Genomic DNA, 23855 nt, shown 5'->3' with positions numbered 1-23855 from the left:
CACGGCAAATGAACTAGAATGAAATTTCGGGAAAATACCTATTAAAAAGAATCTAACGTTTGTTTTTGTTCCTCAAATACTTGCGTTACCTTTTTACTAAATTGACCTTTCACTGATTCTTGAAAGGAGCTTTCTGTTGATCCAATCATCGCAGACGCTTCACTCATCCCTTTTTCTCCTTTTACTTTGACTGATTCTTTATCCGTGTTCATTTGGGCACTTGTACTTTGTCCCAGTCCACGCAGCGCTATTTTTTGACTTTCTTTTCGGAACGCTTTTTCTCGTGCTTTTTGTTCCCGTTCTTTTGCTTCTTTTGACATCCCTTTAGTCCTCCTGTTGGATTAATTCTTGACGTTTTTTTCGATAATCATATTCCGTTTCGTCTTGTTGTTGAATCAATATTTTTCGTTCTTGGGTTAATTCTTCCAAGTAATTCGCTTCATTGCGTTGTAATTCTCGTTGTATATCCATCAATGAATCCAGAGAACGCTCTCTTTTTCCTACTACTTGCCGTACTTGATACAACAGTTCTTGCGTATAATCCGCTCCATTTCGGAGATAGACTTTCACGATATCTTCTTGTTCTTCTAAATCGGCTCTAGTTTTTTGATACTCTTGGAATAATTTTTCTTCTGCATCTATAGTCATTTTTTCTCCTCTATGAAACAAGCCCTTTTAATTGTTTCGCTAGTTCTTTATCTCTTTGAACAAGTTCATTCATTTTACTTCGTATTTCTTGGGCTAATTGTTGGAACTTTTCAGCCATTTTTTTGGCTTTATTTATCTTTTCTTTATATTCATTTACGGGTTCTGTCACAATACTTCGTTCTGTACAACCACCTTCTGCTAAGGCAGATTTGATTTCTCCTTCAGATAAATCAACACCGATCGATCGGGCATCAGATAATGTTTCTATCCATAATTTTTCTGCGTTTTGTATGCCTGTTTGATACACCATCACAACTGATAACATCGCTGTTTCAAATTCTGAGGAAGCATGGTTCACAACCGCTAATGCTCGGCTATCATCTAAATAAATTTGTTCACCAGATGACAGACCCCCACCGCTTGCCGTGAATTTCTTCTTTAATTGTTCCAAGTTCTTTACTTGATCACGCATAATCAACATATTATACGCATGTTTTGCTTGTTGGAATTGTACTAACGATTCTTTCGTTACTTGTAGGTTTCCGTTCTTAAACTGATACCCGCCCCACATATGTTGGTCGATCATTCCTTTTTTCTTTGAATCAACAAAAATAAGCATTCCTACATGTGACAATTTAATGTTCCAATCTGTATGTCTATATCCAATAGGCACAATATCTTTTTCATCTACGAAATTAAAGATACGGTCTTTTAACTGAGCCACTCGCTTTCGTTGCTTTTCTGTCATCATACAGTAAGCATTCGGTCCTTGATAAAGAAAGGCACCATTCACTCGGTTTAATTTATCTTTTGAATCCAATGCTCCTAAAGCATATTGGGCATTTGAAGAAGCTTGGGAATGACCATATACATCAAAACGAGCATTTGAATACTTATCCATCGCATTATTCAGCGTTTCAGCAGAAGATTTCATTTGTTTTGTCGGATCAAATATAGTATTCGGTTTCTTATAACTTTTCTCGATATTATTTAAGATTTGTTTGTTGTTGTTCCACCAATCCCGCTTCACTTCTCCAGCTTGACTGCCTATTTTCTCTGGACTTGTGGAGCCTTGATACAGCACCGTTACATTGTTCACTTCAGACGGTTTTTGTACTTTCGGATCGCCATCTGTGATAATATAGGCTTGTTCTCCAGTTTTTTTATCATTTACTACTTTTGATACATAGCCGATTGTAGTATCATTATTATTTATTGTTACTTTCTTATTAATTTTTAAATCTTTATATTCTTGTTTTGCAATTTCTACTCTTTGTTCATCTGTAAAATTAGCCATATTATTCCTCCTTATTTTTCCAAAAGATCACTCAATTTTTCTGAAATTACTGCACCACCATTTTTTAAGCCATCTGAGTCTTTACTTATATCAAATTCTATTGTTAAATCCTTATCCTGATTAACAACAACCTCATACATAATCCCACCCATAGGATTGTGTTCTATACTCTCATAATCTATTTCATAGGATTTGATAATTCCCTCTGGCGTTAAAGCTTTTGAATCCAAGTTTTTTAACCCTATTTCTATCTCCCTTTTTGTTTGCCCGCTTTTTACCACATTCACCATTTCATCATTGAATCGTTTGTTATCCATATACACTTTTCCTCCGATTCCTATAACAATCAATAAAAATATTCCTAAAATAGAATAAAACGTCCTTGTTTTGATTTTTTTTACCTCAGATAGTGCTCGTTCATTCTCTTTTTTATCATTTTTCATCTAAGACACCTCAAAATCATTTTTCATAAGTAATCTATAATATACTTGTAATTTTTTTTGTCGGATCGAATATAGTATTAAGCTTCTTAAAACTTTTCTCAATATTATTTAAAATTTGTTTGTTGTTGTTCCACCAATCCCGCTTCACTTCTCCAGCATGACTGCCTATTTTCTCTGGACTTGTTGTTCTTCCTTGCGCAGTTCTAATTCTTTATCATCCACTAGAAACACACCTTTTTCTATTTCAATTAAAATTTATCTAGCATTTTTCCTTGTTCATCTAAAACTTGTGTTACTTTCTTTCCAAACTGCCCTTTTACTGTCTCCCCTAGACCACTTGTTGCAGAAGTAATCGAACTTTTTGCACTTTCTGATTCCGTTTCTCCAGATTTTTTTGTTTTTTTCACAAAACTATCTTTTTTTTGAACAAGTGCCATTGCAGTGGCTTGAGCGCTCATTTTTTGTAAATTCTTTTTATATTCTTTTAATAGTTTTTCGATTGCTTCTAACACGTAATCATACTCCTTTTACGATTTAGTTTGTTCTTGAAGTTTTTTACGATAGACTTGTTCCGCTTCGTCTTCTTTTAACGAAAGGGTCCGTTTCTCTCTGTCTAATTCTGAGAAAAAATCTTCTTCAAGACGTGATAGCTCACGTCTTGCCCATTCCATAGGCTCATTTGTTTCACCAAATCGTTGTACCTGCCGCTGCATTTCAGAATAGGTATCATTCGTTGCTTGTTCCGCTTGTCGCCTAATTCTCGTCAATGCGTCAGATTCTTCTTCAAGTTGTCGTCTCGTTTGTTGATAATCCGCTAATGCTTGCTCTTCTTGATCCATACTCGTATCTCTCCCTTTTTTAGGCGAGTTGTTTCGCTAATTCTTGGTCTCGTTGAACTAATTCACCTATTTTTGCAGTAATATCTTTGGTTAGGGTACTAAATTTACTACTCATTTGATGTGCTAAACTTAGTTTTTCTTGAAATTCTTGTGAAGGGATCGTCACCATTGTTTGTTCCGTACACCCCATTACTTGCATTGCATCCAGAACTTCTCCATACGACAATTCAGAACAATTTCCTTGAATCGTTGAAAGCCCTTCTTGCCACAATTCTTCTAACTCCCTAATCGCATCTTTATAGAGCTTTACGACGTTCTCCATTGCTAGATCAAATTTTGAAGACGCAAGATTTACAATGGTTAGCGCCTGACTATCGTCTAAATAGATTTGTTCATTTCCAGATAAACCGCCACCACTAGCAGTAAATTTTTTACGTAAGACGTTCAATTTGGTAAAACTATCAATTTGGGTTTGAAGCCACTCATTTTCCTTTTTTAATTGTTGGTACTCTTTTTTACTGCTACTTTTATGTACACCATATTGTTCTAATCTGCGCATTTGCATCTTATTTTCAACGATACTTTGCGCTAAAAGAGTTTGTTCAATCGAAATACCGCCATTCATGTCAGAATAAACCACTATATCGCCGTATTTGTTGATATAGTTTCCTTTTTTATCTACTTGAAACTGATCTAATGAATGACCAGCGGTTCTCCACCATGGATTGTCGATACCCATACTCAAAAAAGGTATTTTTTTCCGACCACCAGTCAACACACCACTCGTCACGGCATCCCTTGTATCGAACAGATTCACAATCGTTCCTTTGTACTGTTTAATCTGTTCGGCTGTTAAGCCTGAACCAGCAGCACCATAAGTGAAGGCATTGTAGCCTAATAATACCGCAACATAAATCGCTTCTGCCCCACCTAATGAATGACCTGTTGTTCCGATGTTAAAGCCATTTTCTTTTGGATACTTCCGTTCAATTTCCTTAGCGTAATCTATCGCAGAAGAGAACGCTCCATTCTCATATTTAGCGTCTAGTCCAATCTCTATGAAATCTGATGTCCAATCCTTCAAACCACTTGTGCCAGCATAGACGATTGTGATGTCTTTTTTTACAATCGATTGTGGATAGCCTTTAACTTCTTTTAATTTGCCATCGCTATACGGCTTATACTCATCTTTAATTTCCGCTACAGTCATAGCTTGCATACTATTTTTTCTTGGGGTATGTTCTGCTTTTAAGGTATCTTTATTTGTGTCGATAGTGTCTAAAACTAAATATTTTTTTTGCCCAACCTTACTACCCACTTGAATTTTCCCCGATTCTACCTGATAAGAATCTTTTGATAGGCTATTGAAATCATTTAATTCTTTCTTTTTAGGCATGCTATTTTACTCCTTTATTATCATAAATAATATTTTGTTCAGGTAATTTATTTGTTCTGCTTTCCTCTGATTCTTCTAAAAAATACTCGTTTTGGCTTTCTCCAGTATTGAAATCAAATATATATTTTCCTGATTCTGCCGATATTGTATTTGATGATGCTTCAAGAGTATAAACATCGTTAATAATTAACTTCACCTCTAAACTGTTCATTGGGCCTACAGAAAATCCTTTAAATTTTATTTTTTGTATATCGGAGTATTCTTTGAGTTCATCTGATTTTTTTAAAAACTCTTCAGTAGTTAAATTCCCTTCCCCTTTATTATATTCTGCATTTAATTTGTCATCTTTATCTTTATCTACAGTATATAGACGATAGTTGTTGTACAAATAATTGGCTAAATCTGTTTGAATATCATGTAATTTTGCTAAATCTTTTTCTCTTTTCATGTACCATGCTCCTCCAATTACTACTAAAATTATTATAGCTAGAACTATGTTTTTTTTTGGTTTCATTCGTTTCTCCTTAAAGTAAAAGTAAGATAATCATAACATAGCGATAAGATTCATAAAACCACGTAATAATAACCGTTAACAAGTTGTCGCCTTGTTTGGTGGTACTCTGCTTCATTCCTCATGTTGGGTTCACTCCCTTTGAATTTAAGCGAGTTGTTTCTCTAAGTCTTGGTCTAGTTGGCCTAACTCGCCTATTTTGACCATAATTTCTTTCGATAGCGTGGTGAACTTACTCCCCATCTGATTCGCCAAACTAATTTTCTCTTGGGGTATATTCTGCTTTTAAGGTATCTTTGTTTGTGTTAATGGTGTCCAAAACTAAATACTTATCCTCTACTAATCGGTCACCAGTCTGAACGTTATTACTTTCCACTTGATAAGACTCTTTCGATAATTTGTTATAATCGTCTAACTCTTTTTGTGGTGGTTTTCCTATATTAGCCATAGTTATTCCACCCCTTTATTGTTGTAGATAATGTTTTCTTCAGCCATTTTTTTGTCAGTGCTTTTTTCTTTTCGTTCTAAAACATACCCATTTCGGTTATTCATAGAATTGAAGCTGTACAACCATTTCCCTGTTTCTGCAGAAATGGTACTTAATGACGTATCATCTGAGTACACATCATTGATTTTAAAATCAACGACTAAATCTTTCATTGGTCCAACAGAAAATTTAGTAAATTCCACTTTTTCGATATCCGAGTATTTAGCTATATCATCTACACGTTTAGAATATTCAGGAAACGTCATTTTTCCATTGTCATAATCTTTATCTAATTGATCTAATTCTTCTTTGTTAAACGTGTAAAGTCGATAGTTGTTATACAAATAATTAGCTAAATCTGTTTGAATATCATGTAATTCTGCTAAATCTTTTTCTTTTTTCATGTACCATGCTCCTCCAATGACTACTAAAATGATTATACTTAACGCTATGAGAGTTTTTCTTTTCATCTTTTTCTCCTTAAAGTAAGAGTAAGCTAACTATAACATAGTCATTTAATTCATAAAACCATGTAATAACTGTATCTAAAATTTAAAAGTAATGTTATTAAACATCTAGGTAGACATAATCCCGATTAACCACAGCAGCGTCTGTAGCCCCTATTAAATACAAGTTTTTACTTGATAAATTTAGCTGAAAAGCGTCTGTCAGACACTCAGTAAAGTTCCTTGACAAGTTGTGAATCGTTTTTTTGTTTCTGATACTGAAGAACTCCTTCGTTTAGTTTACTCAATCATTGTTTTCCAATAAGTATAGTTTGACAGAATAAAGAGTAAGAATACAGACCATTTGGTAAAAAGTAATTTCTCATGAGAAATAAAACAGCGTATGACTATAAAACTAACATTATTTACAATTTGAGTGAAAAGACTATAAATAATGTGGTATGCTAATAATGGTTGATGGTTTTTCTATCCGAATATAGGTTACAGATCAGCTTGAATAAAGATCGGAATATCTTTGCTTTCTGAAAGGATCGAGTGAACTTCTCGCTCAATACTTTTCGCAAAATTCCGTTCTCCAAGCTTCGTTAATAAGTGGATATAGTCGTAAATATTTTCTTTATAACAATCGTCACCCGTAATTAAATAGCTTGTTAAATTATCCAAGTACTGAATGACTAACTTATAATCAAACGTAAGATTGCCTTCTTTTGTAGCGGCTAATCTTAAATAATAACGACTTGCCTCATATTCTTTTTTACGTAGTAAAGTCGTGATTAAATTGTTAATCATGTTTTTTATAAATTCTGTTGTCTCCACATTTCTGACTTCGATATCTTTAACAGGTAACGCTTTTTTAGCTAGGCGCTTGATTTGCTTATTGTTAAATAGAAAAATTGTATTGGATAATACAGCGTAATCATACTGAAAAAAATACTCTTTTTCTATTAGAAGTTCGTAGATTTGATTTAACTCTTCTTGACTTACAGGAGAAACCTCTTTCCAAAAATTGGAGAACAATGTTTTTATCCCGATAAAATTTGCCATTTCCCTAAGATGCATTTCTTTAGAAAAGGTTAATTGATTGTAGTAGTTAAGTAACTTCTTTTTATTTGATTCATCTATTGGACTATTCGCACATTGTCTAAATAATTTACGAAACTTTTTTTGTTCCATACTGTCTTCTAAATATTCTGAAAATTCTTCTAGTGGAACAGAGAAGCGTTCTAAAATATCTCTTAGTTCAGAAAATCTTAACACTTTTTTTCCTGTCTCGATTTTGGAATAGACGGAAGTATCCGTATAGGTAAGAATATCTTTTTGCTTTAAATTTTTATTTTTTCTAAAAAAATAAAGTGCTTCTTCTACATTCATTCTAGTTTCACTTCCTTTTGTATAAGTATAGCACATTATTACATATAAAATGTTTGAAATATACTATTATTGAAAGGAGGGATTGCCATGATTACAGTTGCTACTGCGGTTGCTATTTCAGTTTTTATTTGGGTTAATGTTTAATTTGATTAAACCGTAATTATCTGAGATAGCTGTTTAGCTATTTCATAAGTGGACTCTTGTATCTTTTCTTGATACAAGGGTTATTTTAATTAAGTAATGTCTAATATTAAATTCTAATTTGAGATCCAAGTCTATTCTTTTAGATTGGACAATCACAATAATAAAAATGATTTTTCATATTGATGACTATACATAATTGTTTAGCATTGATTTCCTTGATTAAATCCATTGATTTGTAAGTAGCTCAGTTTCATTTCTGCCAACTTACTTTTTTATTGATAACCTACCATCTTCTCCTTATAATTTACTCATTCACTTCCTTCATGATACAGAGCCCTCCCCTATTATCAATTATTCTAATTCCCCCTTGATGCACAAAAATAGATCAATCTCCGAGTAGCGATGATTGTTCTTCACAGGTATAATGTATAGTTATTTTTAATAACATAAGACAGATACTTTGAACATCTTTGAGTACCTTTACTTGCAGAAGTAAAAAAGCCACCAAAACTATATAGTATTTTTTAGTGGCTACAATTACGTATTTATTTCAAAACATAAATAAAAATACTTTTTTATCTTATATATCAGCTTAACTTTGATTCCAGATCCTAAAACGTTACTCTTCTAATTTTTTCAAATTTATCTTCTGAACAATAATATCACCTTTGGTATTTTCCAAAGCTAGACCGCAGTTTGCTAACTCTGAACCTGAGTACACTTGCTTGGTCCTTTGCTCTTGGTAAAGACTTTGACTATCAAGAGCAGGGATTTTGATTAATAAACTCAAATCATATACTTGATACACATTGCGGAATACATAAATAATGGCTTGTTTTTTATTCGCGAACATCCAAACACAAGTATTGCTCTCAAAAGGAGAGTGCACCCTATAAAAAGTTCCTTTCATAATAAGCGCTCTTTCCTGTTTGTAGTCTTTCAAATGTTTACGAATGGATTTTTTTTCCTCGTTTGACATCTGAATAATATCCATTTCATAGCCCATATTTGTGGAAGAAGCCAGAGCTGCTCTGGTTTTAAAGGAGACGACACGATTTGTTTGATGATTAGGTACATCAGAAACATGACCTGTTATAGATGAAATCGGAAATAAGTAACTAGCACCATATTGAATTTGCTGCCTATCTAAACCGTCGGTATTATCACTGATCCATGTTTGTGGAAAATAAAAGAGCATTCCTGGATCTAACCTACCTCCACCACTAGAACAATTCTCAAAAAGAACCTCAGGGTAAGCATTCGTTAGCTCGTTGACAATGCGGTAAAAACCTATCATGTAACGATGACTGTATTCGGAAGATTCAAAAGTTTGGCTCTGTGAAAAAGGGTCCGTCATATGCCTATTCATATCCCATTTAATATAATTTACACCCCATTCAGCGATTGCCTTTGATAATGTTATGATAATAAATTCTTGGACGTCAACGTTTGTAAGATCCAATACATACTGACTTCTACCAAGCAATGGCTCGTAGTTTTTACTTCTCATGACCCAGTCGGGATGTTTTTGAATTAATTCCGTATTTGGAGAAATCATTTCAGGTTCAAACCAAATGCCAAATCCAACATTCTTTTGTTTTGCGTAATCAACCAATGGTTTGATCCCCTCGGGAAATTTTTCTGTGTCTACATTCCAATCACCTAAAGATGTTTTACTGCTATTTCTCTGTCCATACCAACCGTCGTCTAATACTACCGTTTCAAAACCTAAATCACTAGCAGCATCAATCAATTTTCTTATTAATTTGTCATTCACATCATAATAAGTCATTTCCCAACTATTAATAAGAATAGGGCGATCTTTACTTTTCCAAGCAGGATGAATTAAATGATTAGTGAAGAATTGATGGAAACTTTGAGAACTGCCGTTAAATCCTTGATCGCTGTATGATAGAAGTGCTTGAGGGCTATAGAAAGTTTCTCCAGCCTCTAATCTCCATGAAAAAGTCTCACTATTTAAACCAATTTGTATTCGCAAATGATTGTATTGGTCTCTTTCTAAAGCAATTTCGTGATTACCACTATAAATCAATGTGATTGCATGGACTTCCCCTTGAAATTCGTTTGCATCTTTTGATAAAGCAATAAACGGCGGATATTGTGGGCCACTCGCCCCTCTGGAACTTCCAATTTTAAATAAGCCATGTTGAATCTTGCTACGATTCAACTGAAATTCTTTCTGATGAGTACCGTAGAAAGTCGTAGCAAGCTGTTGATCATATCTAGTATCAATTGAAGCGCTCAATAATTTAGTTACTTTTAGAGACTGAGTGCCAACATTTTTTACTCTGGATGAACGGACGATCACAGGTGAATCTTCAAAAATTGTATAATACAAAGCCAGCTCGATTTCAGCAATCTGATCATATAAATAAATAATCAGGGTTTGGGCTTGTTCCTCAGTGTTTCTAGCATGAGGTAAATCTGTTAATTCAATTGCCCCATTTTGGATTTCATAGCTCTTGTAGCAAAATCTAGTAATCTCATCGGCATTTTCTTGCTGTATCTGTATAGCAGAACTTCTGTAGTCTCCTTGGTGAGAAAAAGGTAACTCGAATGGTAGAAATTCCGGAGATATTTCAGTCTTCTCATTGTTAGGTGTCGCTGCAAAAGTTCTTTTATTCAAAAGTGGTCGATTGCTAAAATGATAGCCTGCTAATTTTTTACCCCAATAACGATGAACTAAGTATGAGTGTTCAACAATTTCCATAATATAAGTAATATGGTTATTCGATAAAGTAAACATATTATTTTCTGAGTTGAAGCGAATGAATTCCTGCATGATTAGTTGTGATCCTTTCTGTATTTTGTAGGAGAGAGTCCCAGTTCTTTTCTAAAAAATTTGGAGAAGGAAAGTGCGTCAGTAAAGCCAACAGAGCCTGCAATTAAGTTAATTGGGTCATCACTTTCCGTCAGTAATTTTTTCGCCTTATTGATCTTTAAGCTAGTTAAATATTTCTTGGGTGAAATGCCAATTTCTTCTTTAAACATTGCGGATAAGTAATTAGGATGGATACCTACGGAATAGGCTATATCAGAAATTTGAATATCATCATGATAATGTAGCTCCATATATCTCATTGCTTGAAATGAAGGTGAGGTTTCATGATTATTCACAGCTTCTATACCGCATTCTCCTAAAAGGGTACCGACAATGTCATACATAATACCATTAATTCTAAAGTATGAAGCAAGTGTGTTTTGATTTAGTTCAATAATTTCTTCGATTCTTTTTTCATAAAAAGAAGCATCTGAACAATCCATGACAAAACCAGATGTGCTCGATTTAATCAACGTTTGAACAAAATTTACTGATTCTATCCCGGTAAATCCAATCCATGAGTACTTCCAAGGGTCTTGTTTATTTGCTGTGTATGTTGAAACGACGTTTGCAGGAACGATGAAGAGTTGATTCTCATGAACTTCAATTTGCTGATTTTCTATTTCTAACAGCCCCTTGCCCTCCTTAACAAAGTGAATAAAATGATAGTCTCTTCTTTTGGGACCATAACTATAATTAGGTTCACAATATTCAATTCCGCAGTTGTACAAAATGAAGTCTGATATACTCTTTTTCGAAAAGTCAGTAAATTTATCTGTATATTCTCTCAAATTATTATTCATGTACTTATTATACATGGGAACGCTTAACAAAAGATGTCTATCTTAGAAATTCCCATATATCCATTAACTTTTTCCATATTCGAAATGTAATAAAGGATGTTAAGATTTCATCAACCAAGGTTATGAAAACGCATTAATTTAGACTATCTTAAGGAGGGTTTATAGAATTTGGAGAATAAATATAGGAATTCTTTCCATATAGAGCCGGCAAAAGGATTATTAAATGATCCTAACGGATTGATCCAGTTTCAAGGGAAATATTATTTTTTTCATCAATGGAATCGATTTGAAACTAATCACTCTTATAAAGAGTGGGGATTATTTATTTCAAAGGATTTAGTAACATGGGAAAACCCAGGATCTGCTATTTTACCAGATTTAGCGAGTGATAAAGATGGCGTGTATTCGGGAAGTGCTGTTGAAAAAGATGGAGTAATGTATCTTTTCTATACTGGAAATAGTAAAAAGTATGGGAAAAGAAAAAGCTATCAAAAAATTGCTTATTCTGAAGATGGAAAAACCTTTATTAAAAAGGAACAAGCTATCGAAACCCCAGTTGGTTTTACTGAGCATCATCGTGATCCTAAGGTTTGGGAAAAGAACGGTAAATGGTGGATGATTGTAGGAGCACAGTCGGAAGAAAATATAGGCGCTATCACATTATTTGAATCGAGTAATTTGAGCAATTGGCAATTTCAAGGTGAGTTTTATTCAGATCAATCATTGGATCAGATGTGTGAGTGTCCGGATGTATTTTCTTTAAGTCATGATGTGGATATATTAACCTTATGTCCTCAAAAAAGAACCCCTATTGAAGATACTGACTTATCATTGTCTAGTTATGCGGGATATTTAGTTGGGAAAGTGGACTACGAACAAAAGAAATTTGTCGTAAAAGAAGAGATTCAAAAATTAGACTATGGGTTTGATTTCTACGCTGCACAAACGTTTGAAGATGACAAAGGACGGCGTATTCTAACCGCTTGGATGTCTCGAATGGAAGAGGAAGAAGAAGCTTGTTGTCCGACTGTTACAGATGGGTATATCCATTGCTTAACAATGCCAAGAGAGTTGAAGTGGAAAAACGATTGCCTTTACCAATTACCTTTAGAAGAGTATCAAGTACTACGAAAAGAAAAAAGAGAATATAAAAACTGTTGTCATTTGATCAAAAATCAAAACAACACATATGAGATAATGATTGACTTTACTGAATGGATCAATCACTTTTCAATCACCTTAAATTCAGATATGAATTCGATTAACTATACTAATGGACGATTAGAAATTAGCCGAATTAATTGGGTTTCAGGAGAATGCGAATCGAAGGAAATTGAGATAAGCTCACTTTTTAAACTTCAGATTTTTAATGATAATTCAACGATGGAAATATTTATCAATGATGGAGAATACGTTTTTTCAATGAGAACATTTAGCAATCATTTCAACAGAGATGCATATTATCAGAATTTAGGTCACAACGGATCAGTTATGTTTTATAATTATTGAGGAGGATAACGAATGAATAACAAAGATATCGCAATACAAATTTTAGAACTAGTTGGCGGAAATGAAAATGTTCAATCGGTGACACACTGTGCGACGAGACTTAGAATTATCGTTAATGATAAAGATAAAATTGATATTAAGGGCGTAGAAAATATTGATAAAGTAAAGGGTAGTTTCTTCAATTCAGGTCAATATCAAGTCATTTTAGGTACAGGGTTAGTGAACAAGGTATACGACGAGTTCATTCCGCTGATCGACGGTTCTAGGAGAAACATTTCTGAGGATTCTACAGTGAAACAAAAGATAACTTTCCAGCGAGCAATCAGAATATTTGGGGACGTTTTTGTTCCAATTATTCCAGTTTTGGTAGCTACTGGTTTATTTATGGGACTGCGAGGATTGTTCACACAAGAAGCAGTTTTAGGTGTCATCGGACTCACGCCAGATGACATCCCACAACAATTTCTGATGTTCACTCAGATTTTAACGGATACGGCGTTTGCTTTTTTACCTGCCTTAGTAGCTTGGTCTACTTTTAGAATATTTGGTGGAACACCCATTCTAGGGATTGTTTTAGGATTAATGCTGGTAAGTTCAGTACTGCCAAATGCGTATGAAGTAGGACAGCAAACAGCCAAACCACTAGTATTTTTTGGATTTATCAAAGTTGTTGGTTATCAAGGTTCGGTATTACCTGCCTTTGTAACTGGAATTTTAGGCTCTAAAATTGAACTATTCTTGAGAAAACGAATTCCTGATTCATTAGATTTAATTTTGACACCATTCTTAACACTATTAACTGGCCTTACGCTTGCACTGTTTATTATTGGACCTATTTTTCATGAAGTGGAAATAGGTGTTTTACACGGAGTAGAGTTTCTATTAAATCTTCCTCTTGGAATTGGCGGCTTAATCTACGGTAGTTTTGGACAATTGTTGGGAATTTTTGGTATTCATCATGTTCTTAACTTTTTAGAGATTAGTATGTTGGGACAAGATGGTTGGAATTATTTAAATCCAATTGGTACTTGTGGAAACATCGCACAAGCAGGGGCAGTATTAGCAGTTGCTATGAAATCTACTTCGCCTAAGATGAAGCAAATTGCCTATCCATCCGCTCTATCAGCAACTCTAGGAATTACTGAACCAGCAGTTTTTGGCGTTACGTTGCGTTTAGTTAAGCCATTTATCATGTCGATGATCGGTGGAGGCGTTGGTGGATTTCTAGCTTCTATTTTTAAATTGAGAGCTAGCGGTATGGCTCTTACAGGAATTCCAGGAACATTGTTGTATCTTAATGAGCAATTACCACTTTACATTTTAGTTAATCTTGTAGCATTTGGAGTATCTTTTGGATTAACTTGGACGATTGGCTATCAAAAGAATCAAGAACTAGGATAATAATAATTAAGTTTCTTGATAAGTATAAAAAGTAACTATAGCTAAAATACCTTCAAAACTTCATCTTTAGTTTTGAAGGTATTTTTTATCACACTAGGTACTTTTAGAATATGAAAAAAGAGCAACTATTATTTAGAATAATTAATCTTAATACAGATTAAAGAGAACAATTAAAAAAATATCCCTATTTATGATATGGTTCTGCGTATCGGAAGGAGATGATATTCATAAAATGCTTTTTCATCATTAAAATTAAGTATTTCATTTTATAGGTAGCACTACCTATAAATTCATTCTATACATCGGTAGCTTTAATTCTCATAATTGAAAGTATTATGCTCCACTCAATATTAGTTAATCTGTATTTGGAAATTGTGCATGTTTAGAACTAAGAATAAATTCATATAGTAAGCAAAAAAATAGTTAGAATTTTATATTTACTATTCGACAAGTTCATATTACTATAGAAATAGTATCATGTTACTATTATTATAGTTTAAGGAGAACAGTTTATCATGATAAAACTACAAATAGTTACAGCTGATAATATAAATAAAAATCTATTGATGCCTAAAGATATTCTATCTGATTATCCCAAACACTTACTTTGGATAAAAAAATGTAAACTAGAGAAAAGGCCTTCTTTAATTGTATCTTTTAAAGAAAAGAATGTAGGGTGTTGCATTTTGAAAGAGAATTCAAAAACCCATGTGTTAAAGATTGGCTATTTCTATATTTGTCCTGAATACTCTGGTTTAGGTTTTGGGACTACTTTATTATCTGAATTAGAAGAATATGCTAAATTAAATCAGTATAAAATAATTTACATCCGTATATTACATAAAAAGAAGAAAGTATCGACTTTTTTTGAAAAAAAGCACTATGTGCCATACCTAGACAAAAATTTTATTTTTGAAAAAACATATTTTAAGAAAATAATTTAGGATGTGATTTTCATGAGAGAATATATTAAAATAAATAAACAAACATATGATTTATTAGCACTTGAATATGATAACAGAAGGCAACATATATCAAAATTCGAAGAAAAAACAGAAGTACTAGGTAATTCCGTTTTAAATCATGTTACTAAGAAAAAAACAAACAGTTTAGTACTCGAAATCGGACCTGGAGCTGGTCAAATGCTATCATTTTTTGAGAATAACGGTTATAAAACTGTTGGGATTGAACTTTCTAGTAACATGGCAAAAATAGCTAAGAAAACTTCTCCAACATCGACTATTTTGAATTTAGATATTAATGATGCAGAATTTCTCAACGGCTCATTCGACATAATTTATATGGGAGCATTAATACATTTATTCCCTATAGAAGATGCAATGAAATTGATGCAGGATGTCAGAAGGTGGTTAAAAGAAAAAGGCATTTTGTTTATTAACACTACTTGTAATTCAGTTGAAATTGAAGGCTTTTTCAGAAAAAACGATTACTTAGGATCAAAAAAAAGATTTAGAAGATATTGGACAGAAATGAGTTTCGAAAATTTCGTATGTCTAAATGGATTCTCTATTAAAGAGAAACTTTATACGAATGAAGTGGATAGAGATAAAAAATGGGTTGCTTTTATTTGTGAGAAAAATGGAGAACAAAAATGAAAAAGAATAGTATGAGTATAATTGTTGAAAAAGCAATAAGATTTATCCTTGAGTATCTCCCTCTAATTATTACATTATTGATAGCTAGTTGGTTCTCAGTAGTCAATACAAAATCGAATACAGAAAAATTGGATATAATACTCCTCCTATTACTTGGAATTTCCGTTTCAAACCTAACTGATCGCTTTTTTCAAGGAAGAAAGATCGAGAAGAAGCTAACTATTTTATCCAATAGTTTTAACAGTAATGGTATTGATGGATTAATTTCGAATCGTAGGAAAACTGAATCTGCTCCATTAGAAGATAGATTTAATAATTTTTCATCACTTATTATCACTGGAGGTTCTTTATCACGTTTAGGAGAGGAATATCTTCCTTTTTTCAGAGAAAAATTGAGTAATGGATGTACTATTCAAATCTATATGATTAGACCCTATACCGAAGCCTCAAAGTTGCTAGGTAAAAATGTTGTACATGAATCTCAAAATGAAAACTCTTATAATAGAAAGATTAAAGAAACATTAAACAGATTTTTAACTCTAAAAAGCGAATTTCCAAACAGTATACAAATTTTTTTATATGATACAGTTCCTCCTTACTCTATAATTGCTAGTGATTTAGACAAAAAAAGATCAAAAATACATGTTGAACTATACACTTACGCCGTCCCTCTAAGAGAAAGAATTAACTTTTTAATCACACAAGAAGACAAAAAAATGTATTCGTTTTTTGAAAAACAGCTTGAGCAGATAAGAACTATCTCCGAAGAAGTTAATGAGTAGTTTTGAAATAAAAAAATATCTACTTTTAAGTATAGCAAGTTGTTAAATATTTCAAAACAAATTTTTAACAAATAAATGAATAGTCAGAAAATATAATTATATTATTCATATCATATAAAAAGCACGTGTATCTCCACATAATAAGACCTTAAAAATATCATTCAATCCTGTTATTTTTAAGGTCTACTGATAACATAAAATTCACAACTTCATCAAACCAATTTGTAAAAAAATAAATATTAATTCATTAAATAAACTATAAAACCTTGCCATATAGCTTAAATGAAATGTATTCGTGAATTTTATCCTTCATAGCCCAATTTTACTTATGATAGTACTCTGCGTATCGGAAGTGAATGATATTAGGAGAAGTCTATAGTAGCCCTCATTTTTTTGATTTTCACTCCAAATCTTCATCATAAATAAGAATTTTTTAGTCCTGAATTACTATGGAGGAAAAGTATTTATGTGTATCTTCCAGATTATTTAACAAACATTGATATAGTGTCGATTTCCAATAATTAATACCTTGTTCTTCAACTGAATCCTTATAATCATCTAACAATGTTTCTCGAAAATCTTTTTGTCCTCTTAATGCTGACCTAACTAGACGCCTTTTAGATTCGTTTATGGTAGTACGTGCCCACTTATTAAATAATACTAAAATCTCATGTCCTTTTGTCATCTTAGTAAAGATACTCTCGACTCTACTATACTTTTGCTTACTCCAACTAGATGGTTGTTCTGATTTAAATTTTATAATGTAATCATCATTTTGAAATGAGATATCACAAAATAAATACTGTTCAGAATCAACATCTTCAAAATAAGGATTAAAAAATCCTGTTGTTGCTTTTTTTGCAGTGTTACAATCACTACATAATGGAACTAAATTTATAGGAGAGACTGATAATGATGGGAATTGAGTCTTAGGAAGAAAGTGATCTAAATGTTTCACATCATTTTCTTGGCAATAAGGACAATAATCTATTAAATTTCTTATCCTATCATAATGTGTTCTTCCAGGTTGCCCTATTTTCGAAAATTTCGAGTTATATAACTCTATCATATCTTGTTTCATTAGTTCTTTAGAGTTATTTAACTTATACACAATGTTTTCGTTGAAATTCTTAAAATATAAAAAATCTTGCAAGTCTTTTATATTACTATTGTATATTGGATTAAATTTATCCATTGAATATATTATTTTATATGTAAAAATTTCTTCAAATTTTTCCACTTGACCATTTTCCATAAACTCTTTAAAGTTCAATTCACTTTTACAAACTTGGGGTGAATAATATTTTAATCGTTCCTTCTTTAAATCACTCTCATAATTGGAAATTGAGTCACTTATTATCTCTATTATATCTTGATTGTATGGGACTACACGATAATTCATTATTATTCTTCTCCCGTTCTCATTTCAAATAATTGAGCCTTAATTAACTCTTTTGCTTCACTACCTAAGTTATTATTATACTTATTGTAAACATCTTCTAAAGTATCATCGCCCTTTATAGCATCCATAATAGATGTATGGTAGCCCGATTTGAGAACATCTAATCGAAAAACTTCTCTATTCAATGTGCCTGTATTCTCTCCATAAGTTTCTATTCTAGGTCTTCTAAACCTCATTTCAGTTCCTATTCTTTTCAGAATCCAAGTGCAATTTTTAGGAACTTCTTGCAATACTACAGGAGAATGTGTAGTTACTATTGCAACAGCATTCCTATAGATTAATAATTCATTCATTGCCTTAAACATTAATGATAAAAGAGGTGGATGTAAATGATTTTCGGGTTCATCAAAAAGTACTAATGTTTTTTCTTCAGTTAGCTCAGATAACTTCGTAATAATCAGTAATACAATCTTATGACCTGAACTTAATTTAGTATCGAAATACTCTTCAGCCTCTTCTCTTTTTTTTATATCATCTAAATTAAAAGAAGCAGTTCTTCGAATATTTAATCTCTCAAACGCCTCATCATCTTCTAAAATATTCACACTTTTTTTCCATTGTTCAAATTTAAAACTATTTTTTTTTATATTTATTAGACTATCAATAAAATATGATGGAATGTTATTTTTTCTTTCTACTTTTTCTAATTCCCCTTCTATTTTTTTTCGAAAATCTTTTTCGTCTATTTCTCCATTTTGAACGCATTTCTTTACTATATCTAAAAGTCCTTCAGAAATTTTGTGTGTATTTTTTTTATTTTCATCATTCAATCCTACATAATAAAAAGGTATTATTGTTTTTTTATTCAAATTTGCTTCTAATACTTTATCAAAAGCACTAAATGACATAGCTATTACACTAGAAAACGTATCTGTTGCAGAATTGTTAACACCAATAAAAGTGCCATCCTTTTCATCTCTTGATTTAAAAACTATTGTTTTTAATAGACCATTTAATAAATAAGTTTTTCCAACACCGTTTTTTCCTATTACCACTTGAATATTAGTCGGTGGATAGCTATTCGGTTTGACAATAAAATTCATAATCCCATCATTGTATGAATGCTTAGGTATATATGAAAAGTCAAATTCTGTTAATAGTGATTCTCCAGTAATAATTCTTTTAAATTGCCCTTTAATAGATAATATCGAAACCTCTCTTTGAAGTGAATATATCATTGAATGTTCATTAGAATATTTATCGTATAAATCTTCATTAAAAACAACATCATTCAAACTTTTTAAAATCTCTTTCGAAACTTCATTCGGCAACTCCATTAATTTTTCATAATAAAGTTGACTTTGTCCCAATGAAAAATACTTATCTTCTAATTTATCATATGGACTTTCAGGCAACTTTATATGTACTATATCTTCCAAGAACGCTTTCGAATCATCGTGACGAAAACCTTTTTCAGAAATCTTCACTTCACCTATACTAATTATATTATCATTATTTAAGTCATCTAAAGAATCAATATATTCTAATTTAAAGCTCGTTATCATGCCTCTATCATTCCAAGAACCATACTCACTTAGTATGCATACGGGAAAACTAATATTTTCAGGTACTTCTTGTACATTCTTATAAAATATCAAATCTATACAACTCCTTTATAATAATCTTAAATCACAATCAATAGTGATGCTTTTTTGCATCCATCATGGATGGATTTGGGCTAATATCTGAGAAACATGTTTAGTAGACATTTATTTATGCCTCTATAATTTTTATATTCCCCTGCATCTACCTAGATTTACATTGACCAATCAAAGTGTAAATAGCATCTTCCATACCTTCTGGTGGATATCTATATTTACGTAATCACCGTTTTATCTTGGTAAGATTTGTACGCTTCATCATATTTTAGTTCAACGTCTCACAAATAATCAAAAATCATTGTAAATTCTTATGCATCAAGAAACCTCAGATTTTAATTTACTTTTATTTCATGATACAACGTAGTCAGCTTCATAATTCATATAATTTCCACGAGTCACTTGCTTACACTTCCATTAATCGATGTCAATGTTATTATACCATGATGTCAGAAGTTAATTAAATACTCTTATTTTTTTATTTGCATGTATAATAAAAATCGAATTATATATTAAATCATTTAGATGTTACGCACCTCCATAACAACGGACCCAGCTATTTGAAATAGCTGGGATTTTGTTACGCCACACACTTTTCCTATTGCTATTTCTTCATTCACCCTATTCTCCTATCAAGTCTACAATGATTCACCGCTTTTACCTCGCTAAAGTAGCTTAATTGCTGGAGATGAAGTACACGAGACTTTTCTTACGGATAGAATGAAACGAATTGAAAACGACTGATTTATTGTGCTTATTTACAACACCAAAGTAAATGGACGCTTCAACACAAAAAGGACCCCATCCGTTTGATTGGATAGAGTCTCTTGATAGAGTTGATTTAGTTGATGAATAATTTCTTCGTTAAATGTCATTGTCAGTTGAATTGCGTCTTTCGTTAATGGATCAAACGTAATCTTCTGAATAAACGTGCGGTAAACTGACTTAATCATTGCCTTATCTGCTTTATTCAGAAAATGATCGAGTGCAGTAAATATCTGTGATACATTATCAACAGTAATTTTTTCATGCTGATGATTCAATACAGAAAGAATTTCATGCTCTCTTTGTTTGCTATAAATAAGTTGTTCTTTTAGCTTTTCTTTTTGAGAGGAGATATCTTCTTGGTGTTCATCTGTTAGTTCTTCAAATTGGTGATATACTTCTACTTTTTTCTCAATGTCAGTCATATTGACTAGAAGAACTGCAAGCTCCTGTTCCAATGGTTGGAGCTCTTCCTCTATTTTTTGGTTCATTTCTTTGACAAGTACAGGGAGGAACTCAGGGATCGTCACAAGTTCCCGCAATCGGTCAGAGACAAACTTTTCTGCATAATCCGCTCGGATGGAATTGGCTCCACACACAGAAGCACCTTTATTCCTAAAGTTAGCACAAGAATAATACCGAATTCTCTTTTTTGTCCCATCTTTTAGCGTGTTAGTCACGTTAGATGCGGCCATCGGTCCATGACATACTGGACAAGTGAGTAATCCTGTTAACACATTTTCACCACGATGATTCCAATTAGGTTGCCTTTTTTCCATTTCCAACCGTTCCCTCACTTTTAAAAATAATGCCTCGTCAATAATCGGTTCGTGGATGCCTTTCTGTACAATTGGCGTAGGATTCACTCCTCGTCTCCGCTTCTTTTTCCATTGTTGATATTTTCCGTACTCAATAATGCCACCATATTTTTGATTCGATAAGATTGTTTTTATCCCACCTGCAGTAAACGACTTACCAGTGATGGTTGTATCTCCTTTTCTATTTAAGTAATTCGCAATGGCTCGATAGCCTTCGCCTGATGCATACTTGGCAAAAATGGTCCGAACGATAGCCGCTCCTTTCGGTTCTATAAGCAGTGTTTTACGTCCTTCTTCATCTACCCCACAATAATACCCTAACATACGACCACCAGTAAATCGGCCTTCTTTTGCGACAGTTTTCATACTTTCAGCCACTAATTCACTTGTTCGTTCCCGTTCAAATTGTGCAACAACTGCCATTAAATTTCGGGACATCGTTCCTGCTGGATTACTGGCATCAATCAATTCTGAAATACTGATTAGTTCAATGTCGTAACGCTCTAACGTACGGACAATTGTCAAAAAATCATCCAAATCACGACTTACACGGGAAACAGAATAAATAATTACGGCATCAAATAATCCGCTCTTGGCATCTTCCAATAATTGAATCATTCCTGAGCGATGTGCAATATCTCCGCCAGAAATACCACTGTCTGTGTACGTCATGTGATAGGTCAAGCTTAATGATGCAGCTTTTTCTTCTATTTTTTCCGCTTGTGTTGCTAGACTCAGACCATCGTCTACTTGCCCTTGAGTAGAAACACGAGTATACCCGACAGCTACTTTGACTCCTTTTTCTCGTCGTTGTTTTCTCGTTAACTTGTTAATATCAGGTAAAATGATTTCTTGCGACATGTTCATTCCTCCAACTTCATTAGATTATATGTGGGAACTTTTTGCAAATAGATACTTATGATTTCATCAGTTTTGTTTAACTCAATGCATTGAATTAACGTGTAAAAAAATGAATCTTCTATTTGCGTATCCGTAAGTATAAGTTCGGATAGTTCTTCTTCTGTTACTAATTTTTGTGACTTAACATAAAAACTTTCTTCTTTTAATTGATCTAATTGCTCCTTTAACTCAGGTGCAGTTAGTTTGTTCTGTTCGTACAGAACGAAGAGCTGTTGCTTTTTCTTCTCGATAGATGCGGTCCGCTTCTGTTCAAGCACGGTATGGGCTTTTTGTTGGTGATGAACTTGTTGAACTAATTGATGAATAAACGAGCGATTGGTCAAAAATTTCTTTATCCTCGCCAGTACCTCTGTCTCCATTCGGTCCGCTGGTAATTTTGCTGGGCAACTGTTTTCTCGATGGATGGGGTTTGAACAAACATAATAACGGCGCTTTTTTCTTTTTTTCGGTGCATACATATGACAACTCAATACCCAACCACAAGAACAACGTAGTTTATTTTTTAGTGGGTACTCTACAAAATGTTTTTTCTCTTGTGTTTTACTTTTTCGAAGCTGTTGGACTTGTTCATATTCCGCTATTGTGATGATTGCTTGATGATTTCCTTTGTATACGTTTATTCCTTTACCTAGCCAACCAGCGTAAGTTTGATTTCCTAAAATACGGTAAATATCAGTCTCTCTTATTTTTCTTCCATAGATCGTTACACCTTCTCTAGTTAATTTTTGACAGATTTTTTTATAGCCCAAACCAGACAAATACAACGAAAAGATAAGGCAAACAACTTTTCCTTCTTCTGGAATTAGAACCAATCTTTCTTTTGTATAACGGTAACCAAAGGGAGCTGCGCCTAGCGGTTTACCTTCTTCTCTTCTCTTTTCAATCGCTGATAGTGCATGTTGGCGACTTGTTTCTAAGTAGACTTGCGCTATTGCTCCTAGCGAATAGATATAAAACGTACGGACAGACGGTGCCATACTTTCTGGAATCTTCTCTTTTGCGGAATGGACATTGATTGAGTGTCTATCAAACAATTCCAGTAAGTATGTTAGATCACTTAGTTCTCTTGTTAATCGGTCATAACTAGCAATAAATAAGTGCCCATTATCAAGTTTCCCAGCTTCAATCCATTCAAGTAACGTTTTCATTCTAGGTCGTTTTAAATTCCGCCCAGATTGCCCATAGTCCAAAAGTATATGTTCATCAAGAATAGATAGATTCATTCTTGATGCGTTTCGTTGACACTGTGCTCTCTGCGATCTTAATGATACTTTTCCAGCCGTCCACTCTGAGGTTCGTCCATAAATGACATTCAATTTTCTCCCTCCTCCTACAAAATAGAACGAAGAACTACTAATAGCTCTTCGTTCATTCTATGTTTAATACAGGTAATGCAGTAACCCTTTCGCCAATGACTTAGCTAGTAGTTCAAATTGATCCTGTGACTCATTATCCATAGGCAAGTGATGAGCTGTCTGTTTCTTCATATTGTTTCCTCCTCGTAAAATGCATTTTAACGTAGCAATTATCTACAGCTTGTACACTTTTGATAAAATACTTTTTATTTTTTGTTTCACAAGGTAAAATGACCTACCTTATTTAAAAATCAATATCTTCAGGTCTAACAATCAATTTTCCAATCTTTGAAGAGTAATCACATGGTTCATGTTCCAACAGTGAATTCCAGTACTCTTCCGTGTCATCAATAAAATTATCATTCATCATTCGCGAATCT

Annotated in this window: 23 protein-coding genes; 5 read left to right on the top strand and 18 right to left on the bottom strand. The window is 33.0% G+C overall.

Translation table 11 applies throughout. The features are described 5' to 3' along the window. Positions 1–41: 41 nt before the first annotated feature. The 13 genes from IGI43_RS12535 to IGI43_RS12475 all read right to left on the bottom strand — a co-directional run bounded on the left by IGI43_RS12535 (position 42) and on the right by IGI43_RS12475 (position 11248). Entirely contained in the window at positions 42–320 is a 279-nt protein-coding gene (locus IGI43_RS12535; RefSeq protein WP_438758123.1) for a hypothetical protein, read from the bottom strand. Positions 321–324: 4 nt separating this feature from the next. Continuing rightward, the gene (locus tag IGI43_RS12530; protein ID WP_438758122.1) at positions 325–648 is read right to left on the bottom strand and encodes a hypothetical protein; all 324 of its coding nucleotides are present in this window, start codon (positions 646–648) and stop codon (positions 325–327) included. A 10-nt stretch (positions 649–658) separates the two neighbouring features. After that, positions 659–1945: a hypothetical protein gene (locus IGI43_RS12525; RefSeq protein WP_438758121.1), complete on the bottom strand. Its 1287-nt coding sequence runs from the start codon at positions 1943–1945 to the stop codon at positions 659–661. An 11-nt stretch (positions 1946–1956) separates the two neighbouring features. Beyond that, positions 1957–2388, bottom strand: coding sequence for a DUF1310 family protein (locus IGI43_RS12520; RefSeq protein ID WP_438758120.1), 432 nt, complete (start codon positions 2386–2388; stop codon positions 1957–1959). Between the two features lie 248 nt (positions 2389–2636). Then, positions 2637–2900: a hypothetical protein gene (locus IGI43_RS12515; protein WP_069655026.1), complete on the bottom strand. Its 264-nt coding sequence runs from the start codon at positions 2898–2900 to the stop codon at positions 2637–2639. A gap of 15 nt (positions 2901–2915) precedes the next feature. Then, positions 2916–3227 (bottom strand): hypothetical protein, encoded by a 312-nt coding sequence (locus tag IGI43_RS12510; protein WP_438758119.1) that lies wholly within the window; start codon positions 3225–3227, stop codon positions 2916–2918. 19 nt (positions 3228–3246) lie between these two features. After that, a complete protein-coding gene (locus IGI43_RS12505; RefSeq protein WP_438758118.1) occupies positions 3247–4623 on the bottom strand; it encodes a triacylglycerol lipase in 1377 nt (458 codons plus the stop codon). A gap of 1 nt (position 4624) precedes the next feature. Continuing rightward, positions 4625–5137: a hypothetical protein gene (locus tag IGI43_RS12500; protein WP_438758116.1), complete on the bottom strand. Its 513-nt coding sequence runs from the start codon at positions 5135–5137 to the stop codon at positions 4625–4627. 253 nt (positions 5138–5390) lie between these two features. After that, a complete protein-coding gene (locus IGI43_RS12495) occupies positions 5391–5582 on the bottom strand; it encodes a hypothetical protein (protein ID WP_438758115.1) in 192 nt (63 codons plus the stop codon). Between the two features lie 2 nt (positions 5583–5584). Next, positions 5585–6091, bottom strand: coding sequence for a hypothetical protein (locus tag IGI43_RS12490; RefSeq protein ID WP_438758114.1), 507 nt, complete (start codon positions 6089–6091; stop codon positions 5585–5587). Positions 6092–6568: 477 nt separating this feature from the next. Continuing rightward, complete coding sequence (locus IGI43_RS12485; RefSeq protein ID WP_438758113.1) at positions 6569–7459, bottom strand: helix-turn-helix domain-containing protein; 891 nt, start codon at positions 7457–7459, stop codon at positions 6569–6571. A gap of 763 nt (positions 7460–8222) precedes the next feature. Next, a complete protein-coding gene (locus IGI43_RS12480; RefSeq protein ID WP_438758112.1) occupies positions 8223–10406 on the bottom strand; it encodes an alpha-galactosidase in 2184 nt (727 codons plus the stop codon). A gap of 2 nt (positions 10407–10408) precedes the next feature. Continuing rightward, entirely contained in the window at positions 10409–11248 is an 840-nt protein-coding gene (locus IGI43_RS12475; RefSeq protein WP_438758111.1) for an AraC family transcriptional regulator, read from the bottom strand. A gap of 168 nt (positions 11249–11416) precedes the next feature. Between IGI43_RS12475 and IGI43_RS12470 the strand changes: the two genes are divergently transcribed. The 5 genes from IGI43_RS12470 to IGI43_RS12450 all read left to right on the top strand — a co-directional run bounded on the left by IGI43_RS12470 (position 11417) and on the right by IGI43_RS12450 (position 16556). Further along, positions 11417–12757, top strand: coding sequence for a glycoside hydrolase family 32 protein (locus IGI43_RS12470; protein ID WP_438758110.1), 1341 nt, complete (start codon positions 11417–11419; stop codon positions 12755–12757). A 12-nt stretch (positions 12758–12769) separates the two neighbouring features. Continuing rightward, complete coding sequence (locus IGI43_RS12465) at positions 12770–14158, top strand: PTS transporter subunit EIIC (protein ID WP_438758109.1); 1389 nt, start codon at positions 12770–12772, stop codon at positions 14156–14158. A 515-nt stretch (positions 14159–14673) separates the two neighbouring features. Next, complete coding sequence (locus IGI43_RS12460) at positions 14674–15102, top strand: GNAT family N-acetyltransferase (RefSeq protein ID WP_438758108.1); 429 nt, start codon at positions 14674–14676, stop codon at positions 15100–15102. A gap of 12 nt (positions 15103–15114) precedes the next feature. Continuing rightward, entirely contained in the window at positions 15115–15774 is a 660-nt protein-coding gene (locus IGI43_RS12455) for a class I SAM-dependent methyltransferase (RefSeq protein ID WP_438758107.1), read from the top strand. Then, entirely contained in the window at positions 15771–16556 is a 786-nt protein-coding gene (locus IGI43_RS12450; protein ID WP_438758106.1) for a hypothetical protein, read from the top strand. The genes IGI43_RS12455 and IGI43_RS12450 overlap by 4 nt, the downstream gene beginning before the upstream one ends. A gap of 433 nt (positions 16557–16989) precedes the next feature. Here IGI43_RS12450 and IGI43_RS12445 read toward each other — a convergent pair whose 3' ends face one another. The 5 genes from IGI43_RS12445 to IGI43_RS12425 form a co-directional block, all read right to left on the bottom strand. Next, entirely contained in the window at positions 16990–17958 is a 969-nt protein-coding gene (locus IGI43_RS12445) for an HNH endonuclease (protein ID WP_438758105.1), read from the bottom strand. Positions 17959–17960: 2 nt separating this feature from the next. Beyond that, positions 17961–19616, bottom strand: a complete 1656-nt coding sequence (locus tag IGI43_RS12440) for an AAA family ATPase (protein WP_438758104.1) — start codon at positions 19614–19616, stop codon at positions 17961–17963. A 758-nt stretch (positions 19617–20374) separates the two neighbouring features. Then, complete coding sequence (locus tag IGI43_RS12435) at positions 20375–22060, bottom strand: recombinase family protein (protein WP_438758103.1); 1686 nt, start codon at positions 22058–22060, stop codon at positions 20375–20377. A 2-nt stretch (positions 22061–22062) separates the two neighbouring features. After that, positions 22063–23436, bottom strand: coding sequence for a recombinase family protein (locus tag IGI43_RS12430; protein WP_438758102.1), 1374 nt, complete (start codon positions 23434–23436; stop codon positions 22063–22065). 283 nt (positions 23437–23719) lie between these two features. Further along, positions 23720–23845 (bottom strand): hypothetical protein, encoded by a 126-nt coding sequence (locus tag IGI43_RS12425; protein ID WP_438758101.1) that lies wholly within the window; start codon positions 23843–23845, stop codon positions 23720–23722. Between the last annotated feature and the right edge of the window lie 10 nt (positions 23846–23855).

The sequence above is a fragment of the Enterococcus sp. AZ126 genome, from assembly GCF_051714545.1.
Classification (GTDB): Bacteria; Bacillota; Bacilli; order Lactobacillales; family Enterococcaceae; genus Enterococcus_L.
This window is presented reverse-complemented; position numbering and strand designations above follow the sequence as displayed.